Annotated in this window: 17 protein-coding genes and 1 riboswitch; of the genes, 4 read left to right on the forward strand and 13 right to left on the reverse strand. The window is 60.9% G+C overall.

Annotated elements, in window-relative coordinates; genetic code table 11:
- Window positions 1-962 precede the first annotated feature (962 nt).
- The 11 genes from ASE94_RS06005 to ASE94_RS06055 all read right to left on the reverse strand — a co-directional run bounded on the left by ASE94_RS06005 (window position 963) and on the right by ASE94_RS06055 (window position 12,006).
- A complete protein-coding gene (locus tag ASE94_RS06005) occupies window positions 963-1,676 on the reverse strand; it encodes an LrgB family protein (protein WP_062629636.1) in 714 nt (237 codons plus the stop codon).
- Window positions 1,673-2,080, reverse strand: coding sequence for a CidA/LrgA family protein (locus ASE94_RS06010; RefSeq protein WP_062629637.1), 408 nt, complete (start codon window positions 2,078-2,080; stop codon window positions 1,673-1,675). The genes ASE94_RS06005 and ASE94_RS06010 overlap by 4 nt, the downstream gene beginning before the upstream one ends.
- A 24-nt stretch (window positions 2,081-2,104) precedes the next feature.
- Window positions 2,105-3,340: an amidohydrolase family protein gene (locus tag ASE94_RS06015; protein ID WP_062629638.1), complete on the reverse strand. Its 1,236-nt coding sequence runs from the start codon at window positions 3,338-3,340 to the stop codon at window positions 2,105-2,107.
- A gap of 9 nt (window positions 3,341-3,349) precedes the next feature.
- Window positions 3,350-4,324, reverse strand: coding sequence for an oligopeptide/dipeptide ABC transporter ATP-binding protein (locus ASE94_RS06020; RefSeq protein WP_061911930.1), 975 nt, complete (start codon window positions 4,322-4,324; stop codon window positions 3,350-3,352).
- Window positions 4,314-5,318, reverse strand: coding sequence for an ABC transporter ATP-binding protein (locus tag ASE94_RS06025; RefSeq protein ID WP_062629639.1), 1,005 nt, complete (start codon window positions 5,316-5,318; stop codon window positions 4,314-4,316). The genes ASE94_RS06020 and ASE94_RS06025 overlap by 11 nt, the downstream gene beginning before the upstream one ends.
- A 51-nt stretch (window positions 5,319-5,369) precedes the next feature.
- Complete coding sequence (locus ASE94_RS06030) at window positions 5,370-6,314, reverse strand: succinylglutamate desuccinylase/aspartoacylase family protein (RefSeq protein ID WP_062629640.1); 945 nt, start codon at window positions 6,312-6,314, stop codon at window positions 5,370-5,372.
- A 16-nt stretch (window positions 6,315-6,330) separates the two neighbouring features.
- Window positions 6,331-7,185, reverse strand: a complete 855-nt coding sequence (locus ASE94_RS06035; protein WP_062629984.1) for an ABC transporter permease — start codon at window positions 7,183-7,185, stop codon at window positions 6,331-6,333.
- Window positions 7,186-7,190: 5 nt separating this feature from the next.
- The gene (locus ASE94_RS06040; RefSeq protein ID WP_061911953.1) at window positions 7,191-8,171 is read right to left on the reverse strand and encodes an ABC transporter permease; all 981 of its coding nucleotides are present in this window, start codon (window positions 8,169-8,171) and stop codon (window positions 7,191-7,193) included.
- 30 nt (window positions 8,172-8,201) lie between these two features.
- Window positions 8,202-9,374, reverse strand: coding sequence for a Xaa-Pro peptidase family protein (locus tag ASE94_RS06045; RefSeq protein WP_062629641.1), 1,173 nt, complete (start codon window positions 9,372-9,374; stop codon window positions 8,202-8,204).
- A gap of 64 nt (window positions 9,375-9,438) precedes the next feature.
- Window positions 9,439-10,977 (reverse strand): ABC transporter substrate-binding protein, encoded by a 1,539-nt coding sequence (locus tag ASE94_RS06050; protein WP_062629642.1) that lies wholly within the window; start codon window positions 10,975-10,977, stop codon window positions 9,439-9,441.
- A gap of 24 nt (window positions 10,978-11,001) precedes the next feature.
- Window positions 11,002-12,006, reverse strand: a complete 1,005-nt coding sequence (locus ASE94_RS06055) for a GntR family transcriptional regulator (protein ID WP_062629643.1) — start codon at window positions 12,004-12,006, stop codon at window positions 11,002-11,004.
- Between the two features lie 190 nt (window positions 12,007-12,196).
- Between ASE94_RS06055 and ASE94_RS06060 the strand changes: the two genes are divergently transcribed.
- Together ASE94_RS06060 and ASE94_RS06065 are read left to right on the forward strand one after the other, a co-directional pair.
- A complete protein-coding gene (locus tag ASE94_RS06060; protein ID WP_062629644.1) occupies window positions 12,197-13,168 on the forward strand; it encodes an aldo/keto reductase in 972 nt (323 codons plus the stop codon).
- A 10-nt stretch (window positions 13,169-13,178) separates the two neighbouring features.
- Entirely contained in the window at window positions 13,179-14,342 is a 1,164-nt protein-coding gene (locus ASE94_RS06065) for a hypothetical protein (RefSeq protein ID WP_062629645.1), read from the forward strand.
- A 241-nt stretch (window positions 14,343-14,583) separates the two neighbouring features.
- On the opposite strand, the gene ASE94_RS06075 is transcribed toward ASE94_RS06065, so the two are convergent.
- Entirely contained in the window at window positions 14,584-15,534 is a 951-nt protein-coding gene (locus ASE94_RS06075) for a LysR family transcriptional regulator (RefSeq protein ID WP_062629647.1), read from the reverse strand.
- Window positions 15,535-15,624: 90 nt separating this feature from the next.
- On the opposite strand from ASE94_RS06075, the gene ASE94_RS06080 reads away from it, so the two are divergent.
- Entirely contained in the window at window positions 15,625-16,497 is an 873-nt protein-coding gene (locus ASE94_RS06080) for an aldo/keto reductase family oxidoreductase (protein WP_062629985.1), read from the forward strand.
- 83 nt (window positions 16,498-16,580) lie between these two features.
- On the opposite strand, the gene ASE94_RS06085 is transcribed toward ASE94_RS06080, so the two are convergent.
- Window positions 16,581-17,006: a helix-turn-helix domain-containing protein gene (locus tag ASE94_RS06085; RefSeq protein ID WP_156351928.1), complete on the reverse strand. Its 426-nt coding sequence runs from the start codon at window positions 17,004-17,006 to the stop codon at window positions 16,581-16,583.
- 116 nt (window positions 17,007-17,122) lie between these two features.
- Here ASE94_RS06085 and ASE94_RS06090 point away from each other — a divergent pair, with 116 nt between their 5' ends.
- Window positions 17,123-17,782, forward strand: a complete 660-nt coding sequence (locus ASE94_RS06090; RefSeq protein ID WP_062629987.1) for an SDR family NAD(P)-dependent oxidoreductase — start codon at window positions 17,123-17,125, stop codon at window positions 17,780-17,782.
- A 232-nt stretch (window positions 17,783-18,014) separates the two neighbouring features.
- A riboswitch (guanidine-I (ykkC/yxkD leader) is annotated at window positions 18,015-18,121 on the forward strand.
- The last annotated feature ends 54 nt before the right edge of the window (window positions 18,122-18,175 follow it).

Consider the following 18,175-nt stretch of genomic DNA (forward strand, 5'->3'; position numbering starts at 1 on the left):
TTCTGTGGAGAGAGAGCGTTGTCCCAAAACTTGTCCCAAATTTAATGTTTTACATCAATTACTTAGGCTAAGTATTGGTGCACTCGACGAGATTCGAACTCATGACCTCTGCCTTCGGAGAGCGACGCAGGACAAGCGCCTCATGTAAACGCAGCCGCTCGGTTACCATCGTCGATTATCATGAGCCGGAAGGCCAGTCGGCGGTCAACAACAGTTGACGACTTGTTCTTGTGGATGCACCTCAAGAATGGATGCGGGTATGAGAAGTTCGCGGCTAACGCTCGTCTCGCTCCGGCACTAAGCGAGGACCACCGAATTTCCTCCTGAATAGCGGCGGCCGTCTGCATCGGTGGGACCAGGAAATGTCTGATAACGCCGAATATTGGATAGAGGTTTGGCAAATGACACAAAAGACCGTTGATGCACATCTGCGGTCAACCGGACTACTATTATCTCCAAGTGATGCTGCGTCTAAGGGATCTTTCTGAAAGGTCGAGCAACTGCCAGGATTTCTCGGATGGAGCGAAGGCAAAGCCTTTTGTCGATACTGATGCTTGGGTTCCCAATCGACGGCCGATAGGCCAGACTTCTGTTTGCGAGAGCCATTATCTTCAGAGCTGATTGGGGCATATTCCAGAGCCGCCTCTCTCTGCCACCACGTCAACAAACTCGAGCCTTGTAACTCAGACGAATTTTGCGCCGTTAAGGCGGTTGTTTTTCGCGGTGCACCTACGCATCTGGAAGTCGTGAGCCCTTTCCCCGCCATAGCCCACGAACTCTATCGCTCTGAGACGCAGCATCCCTAGTGGCTGCTACGGTTCAAGCAACATGATCGGCTCCGCCTCAGATGCGGCTTTCAGCGCATGAGGACCCCCCTATGTCGCCATTTTTGAAAGCGGGGTACGACGCCCTCAACTTTTTAAGAGAGTTAGCCCGAACTTGGCTGCGATCCCTGTCCTGGCTCATCGCAACAGCAGAAATCCTGCGACAAGCAACGCCGTAAACGCCCCATTGAGCGCCATGGCGATGCCGGCGAAGGCGCCGGCGGTGTCGTTGACCTGAAAGGCGCGAGCCGTGCCGATACCGTGCGCGGCGATGCCGACGGCAAAGCCGCGCGCTGCATAATTGCGGACCCCCAAGGCGTTCATCAGCGGCGTGACGGTGATGGCACCGGTGATGCCGGTCAGGATGACGAGCACGGCTGCGAGCGAGGGAACGCCGCCCAGACCCTTGGCCAGTTCCATGGCAATGGGTGCACTCACCGATTTTGGCGCAATGGATGCCAAGACGTCTGCCGGCGCGCCGAAAGCCGCGGCAATGGCAAGGGCACTGCCCATCGCCGTCAAGGAGCCAGCGACCAGCGCCGCAATGATGGGCAGGATGGAGCGCCGCACCGCAGCAAGATTGCGATAGAGCGGCACAGCCAGCGACACAGTCGCCGGCCCGAGGAGAAAATGCACGAACTGCGCGCCCTCGAAATAACGTGGGTAAGACGTGTGCGTGAGCAGCAGCAGCGGGATGACCATGGCCGCGGTCAAGAACACGCTGTTGGCGAGAGGCGAATTGCCAAGGCAGGCCGCGATACGCAGGGACAGAATATAGGCCGCAAGCGTTACGCCGAGCCAGGTCAGTGGCGATGCGGCAAGGTAGACCCAGATTGTGCTCAAGCCGCTCATCCCTGCCTCCGCCTGATCCATGCTTCGGTGGCAAGGAAGACGCCTACGGTGACGACAAGCGTGAGGACGGTCGATCCGAGGACAGCCAGGAGCAGCGGACCGCCCCAAGCGAGGATCATGTCGCCATATTGAATAATGCCGATAGCCGAAGGCACGAAAAGCAGGGATAAAATGCCCAGCAAGCCATCGGCCGCGGCGATGATGGGCCGGGCGCGATCGCCAAGACGGGTCAGCAGAGCCAGAAGCAGCAGCATGCCGGCGACGGGACCTGGAAAGACAAAGCCGGGCAAGACCAGGCGGAGCAGTTGCACCAGGGTTTCGCCAGCCAATTGGCAAAGGATCAATACGGTGAAGCCGGCCAGCCAGTCGGCCGGCCGCAGCGGCTTGGCAGGATTGTCAATCATCGAGAACGACCAGTGTGAGGCGGCCTAGTGGAGCACGTTTTTGATCACGCGCCCGTTCGCCATGATCAACGGCATGTGCGCGCCGTCGTCCTGAAGCAGGGAAATGTCGGACAGCGGATTGCCGTCGACGATAAGCAGATCGGCAAAGGCGCCTTCGGCGATCACGCCGACCTGGCCTTCGAGCCGGCAAAGCCGCGCGCCGATCACAGTCGCCGATTGGATGATCTCTTGCGGTGTCAGCACCTTGGCGAGAAGATCGAATTCCATGCAGTGATACTTGCGGAGCTGCCCCAACAGGTCAGAGCCAAAGGCCATGGGCAGGCCAGCGTCGCGCATGACCTCGAGCGAACGCAGGCCACCCTTGCGAACGATGTCTATCTTGGCAAACTCGGCGGCCCCCAGTCCATGAGCCTCACCTTCGAGCGCCAGCGCATCATAGGCAACAAGCGTCGGCACGGCAATGCAGCCCTTCTCGGCAGCCATTCTGGCGGTGTCCGGCTCGATCAGGTTGCAATGTTCGAGGGAATGGACGCCAAGCTCTACGCAGCGGGCAATCGAGCGGTCGGTATAGACATGGGCGGCGACATAGAGCCCGGCATTATCCGCCTCTTCCACCATAGCGAGGATTTCGTCGCGCGAATATTGAATCGAGTGGATCGGGTCATTGGGCGAGGAGACGCCACCATTGGCCATGACCTTGATGAAGTTGGCGCCCTCCTTGATCATGGTGCGGCAGGCGGCGCGGACATTGTCGACGCCATCGACGATAAGGCCCATTGAGCCAAGGCGGTCCGAAAAAAGTCCCGGTCGGTCGTCGGTGCGATTGCGCAGGTCGGCATGGCCGCCGGTCGTCGTCAGGCCCTTGCCGCAGATGACGAGACGAGGGCCCGCGATGACGCCTTCATTCACCGCGCGGACGAGGCCATAATCGGCGCCGCCCAGATCGCGGAGCGTGGTGAAGCCGCGATGCAGGGCTTCGTCCATGACCCGGACAGCGCGCAGGGCCGCGAGGGACGCGGGCGCGATCATATTGGCCCAGAGATCGAGCGTTTCGGCAACGACATGAACATGACAATCGATGAGACCAGGCATGATGGTCTTGCCAGCGGCATCGATGATTTCCACGCCTTCCGGACGGGCGAGGCCGGCACCGATGGCGGTGATCCGCTGGTTTTCGACCAGGACATCCAGACCGGACTTGAGGACACCCGCTTCGGCGTCGAGCACATTGCCGCCGATGAAAAGATAAGACGTGGTCATTAGGTCAACTCAGCGGTTGTGGCAGGCGACGAGGCGACCATCGTCGCGAGCCGTCAGGGCGGGCTCGGTGGTCTTGCAGACGGCGGTGACGAGGGGGCAGCGCGTATGGAACGGGCAGCCGCTCGGCTTTTTGGTCGCGCTCGGAATATCGTCATTACTGGCGCTGAAACTGTGACGCTTGCGCGGATCACGCGAGGGCGCCGAGCGCATCAGCAGTTCGGTATAAGGATGGCCGGGTGCGGCAAAGATCGCGGCTTTCGGGGCAATCTCGACGATCTTCCCGAGATACATGACCGCCACACGATGGGAGATAAACTCCACCACGCCGAGATCATGCGAGATCGCGAGATAGGAAACGCCAAGATCGCGTTGCAGATCGCTGAGGAGATTAAGGATCTGCGCCTGCACCGACACATCGAGGGCCGAGACGGGTTCGTCGCAGACGATGACGTCGGGGTTGAGGGCCAGTGCCCGGGCAATGCCGATGCGCTGGCGCTGGCCACCGGAAAACTGATGGGCAAAATTGTCGGCCTGGTCCGGACGTAGACCCACGCGCTCCATGAGTTCGGCGACGCGAGCATCGCGCTCGGCGGAGGTGCCGACATTGTGGATGTCGAGCGGGGCGCGGATGATGTCCTTGACCCGCTGGCGCGGATTGAGCGAGGAGAACGGGTCCTGGAAGACGATCTGCATCCTGCGCCGATAGCTCTTCAGCGCCGCGCGGTTGAAGCCGCGGATTTCCTGGCCGTCGAACTGTACCCGCCCGCCCGTCGGTTTGACGAGACCCATGAGCGCGAGGCCGGTCGTTGACTTGCCGCAGCCGCTTTCGCCCACAAGGCTGAGGGTCTCGCCGCGATTGAGCGAAAAGCTGACGCCGTCGACGGCTTTCACCGCGCCCACCTGCCGCTGCAGCACGCCGGCGCGAATGGGAAAGTGCACTTCGAGATTTTCGACCGAGAGCAAGGGGGTGCGATCAGGCTGCATCATCGTGCTCCCAGCAGGCAGCCCAGTGACCGGGGCGTTTTTCTTCAAATGGCGGTCGTTCTTCAAGGCAGCGCGCCGAGGCGCCGGGGCAACGCGGCGCGAAGGCACATCCCTTAGGCAGGGCCCAGAGCGGCGGGACGGTCCCTGGAATATCGGCCAAGCGATCCCCGGCTTCGCTCGATGCGCCGGCACCGGGCACGGCGCCCATCAGGCCGATCGTATAGGGATGAAAGGGGCGATCGAAGAGATCGAAAATACTCGCTTCCTCGACCTTGCGCCCCGCATACATGACGATGACGCGGTCGGCGACTTCGGAAACAACGCCGAGATCGTGGGTGATAAGGATCTGCGCCGTGCCGAGGCGCTTTTGCAGATCAGAGATCAGGCCCAGGATCTGAGCCTGGATGGTCACATCGAGCGCCGTGGTCGGCTCGTCGGCGATAATGATCTTTGGATCGCAGGCGAGTGCCAGGGCAATCATGGCGCGTTGGCGCATGCCGCCCGAAAGTTCATGCGGAAACTGACCCGCGCGACGTTCGGGATCGGGCATCTGTACGAGGCGCAAGACATCGACGGCCCGGGCATCGGCCTCGCGGCGGCTGCATTTGCGATGCTGGCGCACGGATTCCGCGATCTGTTCGCCGATGCGCAGCACGGGATTGAGCGCAGTCAGCGGTTCCTGGAATATCATGGCGATCTTTTCGCCGCGAAAATCCTCAACCTGGCGCTGGTTCATGGCGAGAAAATCTTCGCCATCGATCAAAACCTTGCCGCCGGCGATCTTTGCAGCATCCGGCAGGAGCCGAAGGAGCGACAGCGCGGTCATGGATTTGCCGCAGCCGCTTTCCCCGACGATGCAAAGGGTCTCCCCTGCCCTGACGGACAAATTCATGTCGGAGACGACGGCGAAAGCGCCATTAGCGCTCTGGATCTCGATTTCGAGATCCGAGACTTGCAGAACCGGGAGAGAGGTATCTGTGGTGATGTCGCTCATTGCCGTCGTCTCCTATGTCGGGCAAGGGGTGTGCCCGACATGTTGGGAATATTAGTCGGTCGCGCCGTCGAGATTGCCGACCATGAAGCCATAGTCGCCGCTATGGACGAGGTTGCGGGTCAGGTGCTGCATGATCATCACGCCGTTCTCGAATGGGGTCGGGATTTCTTCGAGCACTTCGAACGTGTAGGGGCTGACGACGCGCCCGAGCAGCTGGCCGCCCTTGATCACCTCACCATTGGCCGGGGCCAGCGGCTCGAGCCAACCGCCCTGGGTCGGACGAATGCCGGCCAGTTCATTGACGACGATCTGCTTGGGATTGGTCCAGGGATCGCCCGGGATGGCGCCGATGGTCTTGAGCATGTTGAGCACACCGTCGACGGTCTGCTTCACGTAAGGAGTCTGGTCGACGATACCGCCACCAAGTTCGATCACCGCCACCGGGATATTGCGGGTGTCAATGGTCACCGACTTGGTAGTGCCGCCGAAGACGGTGCCCTGCTTGTTCTCAACCGGCCGATAGAGGAGCTTTGAGCCGAAGGCGCGCGACAGGCGCTCGTCGTTCCAGATGTAGACATAGTCGACGGTCGGACGATCGGTGCCTGAATGGAGATCGATATGCACGTCGATGACGTTGAGGAACTCATTGGTCAGCGCATGGGCGAGCTGCTGGGAATAGGTGCCCTTGGGATTGCCGGGAAACTGGCGGTTGAGGTCGACCTTATCGATAGTCGCAAAGCGCTCGTTGACGGCGAAGGCATAGGGATTGGCGACGGGCAGCAGCAAGATGCGGCCCTTGAGCGGCTGGTCCTTGAGCGCGCGATAAAGGTCGAGAACGGCTTGGGAGCCGCTGTTTTCATTGCCGTGGATCGAGGCGGAAATGCCGATGGTTGGGCCATCTTCCTCGCCGACCAGTTCGTGAATGAAGAGCACAGCGTCGCTGCCATCGGCATGGGTCGTGAACTTCGGGCGAAGCTGGTTGATGGACTTGACCATGAAAGAATTCCTTTAGTTACTTTGCCTTGGCGGATTTGCCGCCGCCGCGAGAGAGCTGGCGCGGGTCGAGCACATCGCGCAGACCATCGCCGAGGAGATTGAAGCCGAGCACGGTCACCATGATGGTCGCGCCCGAAATGATTGAGAGCCAGGGCGCGTCGCGCATGAAGCGGGTGCCATAGGCAAGGGTCCACCCCCAGGTCGGGGCCGGTGGCGGCAGGCCGAAGCCGAGAAAACTCAGCGCCGATTCCGAAATGATCGCGGTGCCGAGGCCAAGCGAAGCGAGGACGATGATCGGCCCAAGGGCGTTGGGCAGGATTTCCCTGAAGATGATGCGCATTGGACTTGCGCCCAGCGCCTTGGCCGCCTGCACATAGTTCTGTTCGCGCAGCACCAGGGTCGTCGAGCGTACGACGCGGGCATATTCGGTCCAGGCGACGACGATAATGGCAAGCGCCACATTGGTGATGCCTGGGCCAAGCACCGCAACGATGGCGAGCGCGAGGACGATTGCTGGAAAACCGAGGAAAATGTCGGTGATCCGCATCAGGACTTGATCGACCCAGCCACCGAAATACCCCGCAACCAGCCCAACGACCGTACCAATGGCAGCCGAGACCGCAACCGCGATGACGGCGATGGTCAGCGAGATGCGGGCGCCGAAAACCAGACGAGACCAGAGGTCGCGGCCGAAATTGTCGGTGCCGAGAATATGCTCGAGCGTCGGACCGTCGAAGCGATTGCGCATATCCATCTGCTCTATGCCATGGGTCGCGACAAAGGGCGCGAAGATGGCAAGAAGGATGATGGTCAGCGAGATCAATGCGCCGACGACGAGCGAGACATTGGTGAAGGCTTTTGGCAAACGCATGGTCATCACCCGAGCCGAATGCGCGGGTCGACCGCTGCGTAAAGAAGATCCACCACAAGGTTCACTAGCGCGAAGACGATGGCGAAGGTGAGCACGATTCCCTGGATCAGCGGCAGGTCACGTTGCGAGATCGCGGCAATGGTGAGCTGTCCGAGGCCCGGCCAGGCAAAGATGGATTCGGTGAGAACTGCCCCGCCAAGTAGAGCACCGAAGCGAAGGCCGATCACACTGAGAACCGGGAGAAGCGCATTGCGCAGGGCATGACGGATCACGACGCGCCCCCTGCGAAGCCCCTTGGCATAGGCGGTGCGCACGAAGTCCTCGCGCAGCACTTCGAGCATCGAGGCGCGCACGAGACGCGAGATGATGGCCGCCGAGTTCGCCGCCAGCGCCAATGCCGGCAGGGCAATATGGCTGATGGAATCCCAGAGCACTTGCGGGCGTCCGGTGACAGCCGCCAGGAATGCTTCCGGCAGTGGCACGCCACGACCGATGGATGGCAGCCAACCAAGCTGAACGGCAAAGAGCAGCATGAGCAACAGACCGAGCCAATAAACCGGCATGGACACGCCAAGCTGGGCAAAGAGCATGGTGACGGTGTCGATCCACGAACCCTGACGAATAGCGGCGAGGACGCCCAGCGTCAGTCCGATCAGGGTGGCGAGAAGCAGCGCCACGACGGCAAGTTCGATGGTCGCGCCGAGGCGCCCAAAGATAATCTCGGCGACCGGCTGATTCTGGAAGATCGAGCGTCCCATATCGCCTTGCAACAGAGCAGCGAAATAGTCCCAAAGGCGGATATACCAGGGGTCATTCAGCCCCAAAGTATTGCGCAGGTTGGCGATGGCTTCCGGCGTCGCGTCCTGGCCGAGCAGCACGGCGGCCGGATCACCCGGGATGATCAACAGGAGACCAAAGGTGACCACCACCATGCCGATAGCCATGGGGATCAGCAGCAGCAGCCGGCGGATGACATAGGCTAGCATCGGCATTGCCCTTGTGTGTCGGAGTTGCGCTCAACCAAGGATCACCTCGTCGAGTTTGCGCGGAAATTTGGTGAGACTGTCTGGACCATTTTCGGTGACGAGCACCGTATCGGCGAGGCGGAAACCGCCAAGGCCGGGGACATAGAGTGCAGGTTCGGATGAGCAGACCATGTTGGGCACGAGCACAGTATCGTCGCCGCCTTCCACCCATGGCGGCTCGTGGAACATCACACCCATGCCGTGGCCGACGCGATGGAGGCAATATTGCCCGCCCCCCTGCTCGCGGATAAAACCGAGCGCCCGATCATCGGCCGAAGCGCAGGTGGCGCCGGCAACGAGCCCGGCCGTTCCGATGGCCTGGGCTTCCTGGGCAAGATTGTAGATGCGTTCCTGCTCTTTGCTGGGTTCGCCGAGGATAAAGGTGCGCTCGCTTTCAGCAGCGCGCCCGCCAACCCGGCAACCGAGCGAGAGGATCATGCTTTCGCCGCGCTGCGGGCGATGCCCGGTCGGCATGCCATGTGGAAAAGCCGAGCGCAGGCCGGAATAAACGAGACCGCCGGCAATGCCCTGGACGAGCATGATGTCCTCGTGCTCGCGATACATCGTGTCGAGCGCGTGGCGAATGATATGGGCCTCGATCTCGATTTCGGTCGGCATGGTCTTGCCGCTGCGCAGCGCCTCGTCGATGACAGCAACGCCTGCGCTCACCATCGAATCGGAGATCCGCGCGGCTTCGCGCTGCAGCACCAGTTCTTCTGGACGCTTGGTCAGGCGCATTTTTCCGACGATGCCAGACGCCGTCACCTTGGCATTGGGGAATGAACTTTCGATCTGGCCCACGCGGGCCAGCGAGATGCCAGGCGAGTGCGCCACGGTCCCCTTGATGTCGCCGAGGGTGCGGGCAAGGACGGCGAAGGGACGATCGCGGCCGGGGAATTCGAAGTAAACGACGAGCTCCGCCGCGGTCTTCTGGTCGAGCGCATGGTGGCGTTCGAGTTCGGGGATCAGCAGATAGACGTCGGTCTGCGTCAGCGCAAAGACGACGGGGCGTTCGGTCGTGTAGTGGGAAAAACCGGTCGTATAGATGACGTCGTCATTGGAATCGAGCAGCAGCACATCGACGCCGTCTTCGGCCATCCGCGCACGGATATCGCGATGGACGGAGGCGTAATAGTCGGCGCTGAGGCGCTGGGAGAAGGCCATGGCGATGTCCTTGGAATGGGCATGAGGCCGGCCGGCACAGAAGCGCCGGCCGGGATGGTCTCAATCAGTCGGTGAGGCCGATCAGGCCACGCAGATTGCCGCGCGGTGTCGCCTGGACTTCGACGGGCAGGTCCTTGGCGTAGAACAACTGATAGCCCTGGGCCGAGATGATGTAATAGGGCAGCTCTTCCGCCAAGATCGTCGCAGCCTTCTGATAGGCAGCGGCACGGCCAGCCTGATCGAGGGTCGAACGGCCTTCCTGCAGCAGCGCATCGACTTCGGGATTGGAGTAACCACCCCAATTGGTCGGCCCGCCGGTCGAGAGCTGGGCAAACATCAGGCGATCGGGATCGACGATGTTGAGCCAGCCGAGCAGCGCGATCTGGTGCTTACCCTGCTGCACATAGTTGGTCGAGAAAGACGGCCAGTCGGTGATCTGCGCCGTTGCCTTAACCCCAGCCGACTCGAACATGGCCTGGAGGAATTCGACGGTCTGCACGCGGTTGGTGTCTTCGCTGTGGGTCGAAAGAACCACTTCGAGGTCCTTACCGTCCTTGTCGAGGATGCCGTCGCCATTGCTATCGGTCCAGCCAAGCTCGTTGAACTGGGCGATGGCCCCTTCCATGTCGAAGGTCGGTTGCGCAATGGTGTCCAGATAGGCCCAGGACGAGGGCAGGATGATCGAATGCGCTTCCTGATCGACTCCCTGATAGATGTCCGCAACGATCGTCGTCTGATCGACGAGCTTGGCAAAGGCCTGGCGCATCTTCGGATCTGCGAGCAGCGGATCCTTGACGTTGAAATTGAGGTAATTGACGCCGAGGCCCGCGGTGATGACATTGCCGAAACGATCGTCGGCTGCGAGGCGCTCGATATCCTGAGGGGCGAGCGGAGACTGAATGACGTCGAGATCGCCGGCTTCGAAAGCCTGCGAGCGGGCCGAATTGTCGCCGATAATTTTCAGCGTCACGTTTTCGATGGTCGGTGCACCGCGCCAGTAATTTTCATTGGCTTCTAGCACGATCTCGCTGCCACGATTCCACGAGACGAGCTTCATCGGCCCCGCACCGACCGGATTGAGCGCGATATCAGTGCCGCCTTCGACAAGCGCCTTGGGAATGATGCCGATATCGAGATAGGTGAGAAGCGGCGCATAGGGCGCCGAAAGCGTAAACTTGACCGTCTGCGGATCGACGGCTTCGACAGCCGAGATCGGCGCGTAGAGCGCACGGCTTGGTGCATTGAGATCGGGGTCGATCAGCGTCGTATACGTGAAGACGACATCGTCGGCCGTCAGCGGGCTACCGTCCGAGAATTTGAGGTCCGGCCGCAGCTTGAAAATGAACGTCTGCGGATCCGGCGTTTCCCAGCTTTCGGCGAGGTCCGGCACCGGCTCGAGGCTCGGGGTGATGTGGACGAGGCCGGAATAGATGAGGTCAGCGGTGCGCGAGGCAGTGGTGTCGCGCATCAGGCGCGGATCGAGCGTACCGGCGTCCACGTCCATCCCCACGATGAGCGTGTCCTGATCCTGCGCGACGATCTCCTGCATCGGCAGCATGCTCAGCGCGACAAGAGCGCTGGTCGTCAAAAGTAGTTTTCTCATTCCCTGTTCCCTTGCTTTGACTAATTAAGCGGATAGTCGGCCCGCGAGCTGACCGCCCTTGGCGCGCCTGAGATCGGCGAGCCGCGGGGCCAGAATGGTGTCGAGCGCGCCGGAATCCGGCGCATGGCGATATTCGAAACATTGGACGCCGGGCCGCACGAGTTGGGCCACATGATCGGCGCCCGAGGCATAGACCACCGCATCCGAGCCGGCGATCACCTCGGCCAGATCATCGGCCGAAGACCAGGTGACGCGGATATCCGAGATATGCGGGGCAAACTCACGCACGCTTGGACGCATGATCGCGATATATTCCTTGAAGTGGGTGACGGCAGCGACGCGCGACCGGGAGTCGAGCCCGGCCAGGTTCTGCCGCGTGCGCTGGGACGGAATGAACCGCAGGCCGAGCACTTCCCCACCCTCGACCAGCGCACGGACCTCCGCTTCCCTGTGCCCGAAGGTCAAGACGATATCGGCAGCGGCACAGGCGCGGCGCTGTGGACCGTCTTCGCGAATGCTGTCGAGCGTGACGAGATCGATATGGTCGTTGCTCGCAAGCGTCGGACGGATTTCCTCGACATAGTCGCGGCCCGGCCCCTCGAAAATACAGACAAAAACGATATTGAGCCCGGTGGTCGGGCGCCGCATCTGCGCGCCAGCATTGATCATCGAGACAAGCGCCATCGAAGACACGCCGAGCGCCTCGGCCTTGGCCAGGATCGCCTCGATATCACCGCGCAACGCATTGATCGGCTGGCCGGAGCCTGCCGCAGCCAGGGGATCGCGTGCGGTAAAAGCGCCAAGTCCCGCCCGCATCTCGATCAGGCCCTCATCGCGCAGCTGCTGATAGACCTGACTAACGGTCATCGGCGCGATGCCGATCTCGCTCGCCAACTGCCTGACCGACTGCAGCTTGGTGCCATAAGGCATGTCGCTGAACGCAAGCATATAGCTCAAAAGGCCATGCAGTTGCGTCCCCACCGGAACGGGAAGCGACTTGTCGATGCTGGACGCGTCTAACGTAAACATGTGTTCTACCACGTTGATACACTGACCGTAACCGCGCGTTCTCTACATCGCAAGTGGGCATGCAATTTTTTTGTACAGCGTTTGATTTCGCTGTTTGAATGTGCACAAATGGATGAAATCACGCGAAAATCTGCGGTAAGTTAAGCCGCCGCAGACGAACCGATCATGTTTTCCTGCTGAAGGTGTACTAATGGATTATAGCAACCTGGGCCGTACGGGCCTTAAAGTCTCGCGACTGGCACTCGGCTGCATGACCTTTGGCTCACCGACCTGGGCGCCATGGGTTCTCGACGAAGCCGCCACGCGACCGATCATCGACAAGGCCGTCGATCTCGGGATTAACTTCTTTGACCTCGCGGATATGTATTCGCTGGGCGCAAGCGAAGAGGTGGTCGGCAAGATCCTCTCCGCGCAAAAGCGCCAAAAGCTCGTGCTCGCAACCAAGCTCTACAACCCGATGAGCAGCGACCCCAATGATCGCGGCCTATCGCGGAAGCACATCTTCGAGGCGGTCGATGGCAGCCTGAAACGCCTCGGCACCGACTATATCGACCTCTACCAATTGCACCGGTTCGACTACGACACCCCGCTCGAGGAAACGCTGGATGCGCTCAACGACGTGGTGCGCGCGGGCAAGGTGCGCTACCTCGGCGCCTCCTCAATGCATGCCTGGCAATTCATGAAGGCGCTCGGCTTGCAGCGTGCCAATGGCTGGGCCCCGTTCGTCTCGATGCAGCCGCACTACAACCTGATCTACCGCGAAGAAGAACGCGAAATGCTGCCGCTCTGCCGGTCCGAAGGCATTGGCGTTATCCCTTGGAGCCCACTCGCCCGAGGGCGCCTTGCGGCACGCACCGACACCGAAACCACTCGTTCGCAAACCGACAAGACCGCGTCCGCGCTCTATGATCGCTCCCGCGAACAGGATGATGCGGTGGTTGCAGCCCTCCGGACCGTTGCCGAGCGCCATGGCCGCCCACCGGCCCAGATTGCTTATGCATGGGTCGCGACACGCCCCGGCATCACAGCCCCTATCGTCGGCATTTCAAAGCTTCACCAATTCGATGATGCCGTCGCCGCGCTCGAGGTGAAACTCAGCGGCGAAGACGTTGCCCTCCTCGAAGCCCCCTACCACCCCAAGCCGGTCGCCGGCCACCAATAGGACGTTTCTCATGCTGATCGGCAATGAACTTGCGGGCCTGACAGCCGGCATCGACGCGCTTTATCGCAAGACACCCCGCAGCGATGGCTTCCTCGATAAGGAAGGCCTCATTCCCGTGGCCATGGCAGAAGTCGAACCGATAGGGCTGCGCGACTACACCGAAGTGCGCGAAAAGCTTGAGGCGCTCGCTATCCGCAATGCCAGCGAGGCCGAAACGCCGCTTCGCCGCGACTATGTCGCCGAAATGATCGACTCGCTTCTCGCGCTCGTGACCACGTTCGAAGAAAAGCCGATCAGCTTCGCCGACCGTGTTGCCCGGCAAATCCGCGTAAAAACGCAATTGGTCTCGGATGCGGAACTGGATGTCTATCGCCAGACAATCCGCGAAAAACTAGACGAACTTGGCTATGCCGGCGGCAGTCTCACCGACGATTTCAATCGGTGGGAAGCCCAGGCCCGCGTGCCCAAGGAGGCGGTGCTCGCAGAACTCAAAGGCTTGATCCTCGAAGGCCGCGAGCGCGTCGACGCCACCATGTATCCCTTCGCACACGAATGGATGGAGCCCGAAGGCGTCACCGCCGTGCCCTTCTCCGCCTATTGCGACTATCCAACGCGAAAAGTGCTGCTGAACCTAGACTTTCCCTACACCCGCTTCTCGCTCAAGCACCTGGCAACGCACGAGGTTTTCCCCGGACACCTCGTCCATATGAACCTGCGTGAGCGGGCCGTCGCCGAGGGCAGGATGCCACTCGACGGCGCCCAGGTGGTGACGAGCTCGGCGAGCAGCGCGCTCTTCGAAGGCATTGCCGACAATGGCATGTTTTTCCTCGATTGGGTCGATGGCCCCGAGGACGAACTCGGCGTTGCCCTGCAGCGACTGCGCAGCGCGATGCGCTGCAATGCCGCCTGGATGATGCACGCCGAGGGCATGAGCCTTGATGAGATTGTCCCCATCACGGCCGACAAGGCCTTGCAGGACCCGGTCACCGCGCGCTCGCGCCTCGCCTTTCTCAACCACAACCTCCGCGCCCCCTTCGTTTATGCCTATTACGGCGGCGACTTGGCCGTGCACGAGGTTTGGAAAACGGTCCCCAAAGACCGACGCAGCGATTTCTGGAGCTATCTCTACGACAACATGCACACGCCAACGACGCTCGCCCAATATTGGCAATGAAGGGCGGCCATCTCGCCAACATGGTGTTGGTCGACACCTTAGAGTTGATCGCGGCAGGCGTACGAAAGCTGCGATCAGTACTAACGCAGCTTCGGCGGCGCAGAAGCGGCATACGGAGCGAAACGCGCTGCAAAAGTGAGGGGTCAGCAACCAATTCCAGCGGCGATATAGCCTCCGAGATTGTCGTCTTAGATGGCATGATCCTGTTGCCCAAGGCTAAATCTGGAGGGAAGCAGCGGAGTTAGGATGGTGGGCGGTCGGCTGCAGTGCGCAAATCGACCAACGAATCATCGTACCTTTGCGTCCGAAGAAAATCGACAAATGCGCGCAAGGGTGCGGGGACGAGGCGGCGTCCCGGATAATAGAGAAACGGACCGGAAAAGCTGGTCCACCATGGTTCGAGCACCGGAACGAGGGCGCCGTTGGCAAGGTGAGGGCGTAGCCAGTCTTCGAACAAGGCGATGATGCCCGAGCCGGCAATGGCGACATCGATGGCCAGTTCGGTCGCTGCACCGGCCTGCACGATTAGCGGACCGTTCGGCACGATGCGGACCTCTTCGCCGTCACGTTCGAAATCCCACGAAAAGACGACGCCACTCGGGAAGCGGCCCTGGATGCAGGCATGGTCCAGCAAGTCGCGCGGATGCTGAGGCGTACCGCGGCGCGCGAGATAATCCGGTGACGCTGCAAGCGCGAAGCGCTGCACCCGCGGCCCAATAGGTACGGCAATCATATCTTGTGCCAGTCGCTCCTCATAGCGGATGCCCGCGTCGCAGCCGCTGTCGAGGATATCGACGAAGTTCTCATCGGCGATAATCTCCACCCGAATATCGGGATAGGCTGCGAGAAAGGCCGGGAGGATCGCTGGCAACACGGTGCGGGTGGCGCTGGTGGGAACATTGAGCCGCAACGTTCCGATCGGCTTGTCCCGATGTGCATTGACCACATCGAGCGCCAACCGAATTTCCTCTAGCGCTGGCTCCAGCCGCCCAAGCAGGTCACGCCCCGCTTCGGTGGGCACGACGCTCCGCGTGGTGCGGTTGAGAAGGCGCGTTCCAAGGCCAAGTTCGAGCCGACGCACGGCATCGCTGAGGCTCGATGCACTCTTGCCCAACACCCGGGCTGCATCGCGGAAACCGCCGAGCCGTGCCACCGTTGCAAAAGCCCTGAGATCGTTGAGATCCTGATCCATTGTCCGCCTGCCTGCACAGCGTGTGCCGATAATGCTTACTTATCATCAAAATCGCCAATGACTAATTAGGCTGCAGCAATGGAGAACGAGATGTCCAATATTCAGACTGCCGGCACCTATCGCCTCGGCGACCGTGACGTGAACCGCCTCGGTTATGGAGCAATGCAGTTAGCAGGCTCTCACGTCTTTGGGCCGCCCAAGGATCGTGAAGCGGCGATCGCCGTGCTGCGCAGCGCAGTCGCCAACGGAGTCAATCACATCGACACCAGCGATTTCTACGGTCCACACGTCACCAATCAGATTATCCGCGAGGCCCTCCACCCGTATGGGGATGATCTGACAATCGTCACCAAGATCGGGGCGGTTCGGGGCGATGACGCCTCTTGGCTGCCAGCCTTTTCGGCTGCTGATCTCACTCGCGCCGTTGAGGATAATCTGCGCAACCTGGGTCTCGAGGTGATGGAGGTGGTCAACCTGCGCATCATGTTCGGCATGGAGCCAACCGAAGGCTCTATCGAAGCGCCGATGACCGCCGTGGCCCAATTGCAGCAGCGGGGCCTCATCAAGCATATCGGGCTCAGCAGCGTGACGCCAATCCAGGTCCAGCAAGGTCGTTCGATCGCGGAGATCGTCTGCGTGCAAAACCAGTATAATCTCGCCCATCGTGGCGATGATGCTCTGGTTGACGAACTTGCAGCTGTCGGTATCGCTTACGTGCCGTTCTTCCCCCTTGGCGGATTTGCGCCTCTCCAATCGTCCACCCTGTCGGACGTGGCTCAGCGGCTTGGCGCCACGCCCATGCAGGTCGCGCTTGCCTGGCTCCTGCAACGCTCGCCAAATATCTTGCTGATCCCCGGCACATCGTCCGTGGCGCATCTGCAGGAAAACCTGGCCGCCGCCAACTTAGTCCTGCCGCCTCAAGAGATTGCCGCTCTGGATCAGATTTATACCATCGGCGCCTGATGGGCAGAGTCGTGAAGGGCCGGTTTTTACGGCTGGCCCTTCTCACCGGGTTCTGACCAAGACAGAGGGCTCAGAGCGAACTGTCATTCCGGAACGGTCGCCTGATCTGCCCGAACCGAATCCGACCGGGCATCGTGGCGTTGCTGCGATGCTCGGATCGTTTGCCAATTGGCTTCGCTCCAATGCGCGAGCGGTATGAGCGTCGTGGTCAGGGTATGCCCAAGTTCGGTGAGCTCATACTCGACCCTTGGCGGCACCGTCGCATAGGCGGTGCGTGTCACGAGCCCGTCGCGCTCAAGTCCACGTAAGGTCAGGGTCAGCATGCGGTGCGTTATCCCGCCGATCTCGCGCATGATCTCGGTAAACCGCGCAGGTCCATCGGTCAGCTCCGACACCACCATAATGGTCCACTTATCGCCGATCCGGTCAAGCACTGCGGCAACGACCCTGCAATGATCGGCGCGGTTCGGATCGATCCCGGGGGTCACGGGCTTGCTTGGCGTCATCATGTCTCCAATCCGATCATGGGTGATCGTAAGCCACCATTCTGTGCGTTCTTGTGGGTATGGCCGATATCAAACATATCGTCACGTACATTTTGTTCGTAAAAGAGATTGGACCTCAGATGTCAGTCATTGCAATTCTCGGCGCCGGCCAGGGCATGGGCCACGCGATCGGCAAATTGTTCGGTAAGGAAGGCTACAAAGTTGCGCTATTGTCGCGCGATGCCGCCAAGCTTGCGTCGCTCGTCGCGGACCTCACCGCACTTGGCATCGACGCTGCAGCCTTCCGTGCCGACGTGACGGACGTGGACTCGATCAAATCCGGCCTTGCTGCCGTTAAGGCGCATTTCGGCGCGATCGACGTCCTCGAATATTCTCCGTCCAACGCCACCCTGCCGCAGGCGCCGGCATCGCGGGTCACGCCTGATACCCTGCAGCCATGGTTCGAGTTCCAGCTCTTTGGCGCAATTGCCGCCGTCGCCGAGGTCTTGCCAGATATGCTGGCGCGCAACAGCGGTACGATCCTTGTGACCACCGGCGCGTCTTCCGTGCGCCCAGAAATGGGCTATCCGGCCTTTGCCGCCGCAGGCATCGCCATGGGCGCATTGCGCAACTGGTCTTTAGCGCTCCATACCGAAGTAGCGCCCTCAGGCGTGCAGGTCGGTCATGTGGCAATCGGCGCCTTCATCGGCCAGGATGCCGAGGCCACAGCCGACGCCATAGCCCCGCTCTATTGGGAGCTTCATACCGAGCGCGACGCGCTCGAGCGGGTCTTCCGCTGATCACCGGAGAGGGCAAGAACCTCGGCAGGATCTTTCTCGGAAGAGCGTGGCTTATAGCTATGCTTCACAGCAAGCCCGGCCCAGACCTATTTCAAGCCCAAACCGCGTGCTCAATTTTAGCGCAATAGCCCGAAATTTCACCAGCCCACGATCATCCAACCGCCCGCCGCGCCCAATATCCGTTGATCTTGGGCGCGGTTTGGCTTGGCATGGTCCTTGCAAAGTCATGGTCAGAGTTGGTGGCTAGGGTTCCGGCGCAGATGCGCGACAGGTCCGAGAGCTGCCGCTGGTCCGGGAGACATCGGGCCAGATGCACGGCGGGATAAAAGCCCGGGAGACCTCGTAAGCCAGGGAATGGCGAGCGCAGCGTCTCGCCGTCCCTCAAGTTCGGAG

The sequence above is a fragment of the Devosia sp. Leaf64 genome, assembly GCF_001421945.1.
Taxonomy (GTDB): Bacteria; Pseudomonadota; Alphaproteobacteria; order Rhizobiales; family Devosiaceae; genus Devosia.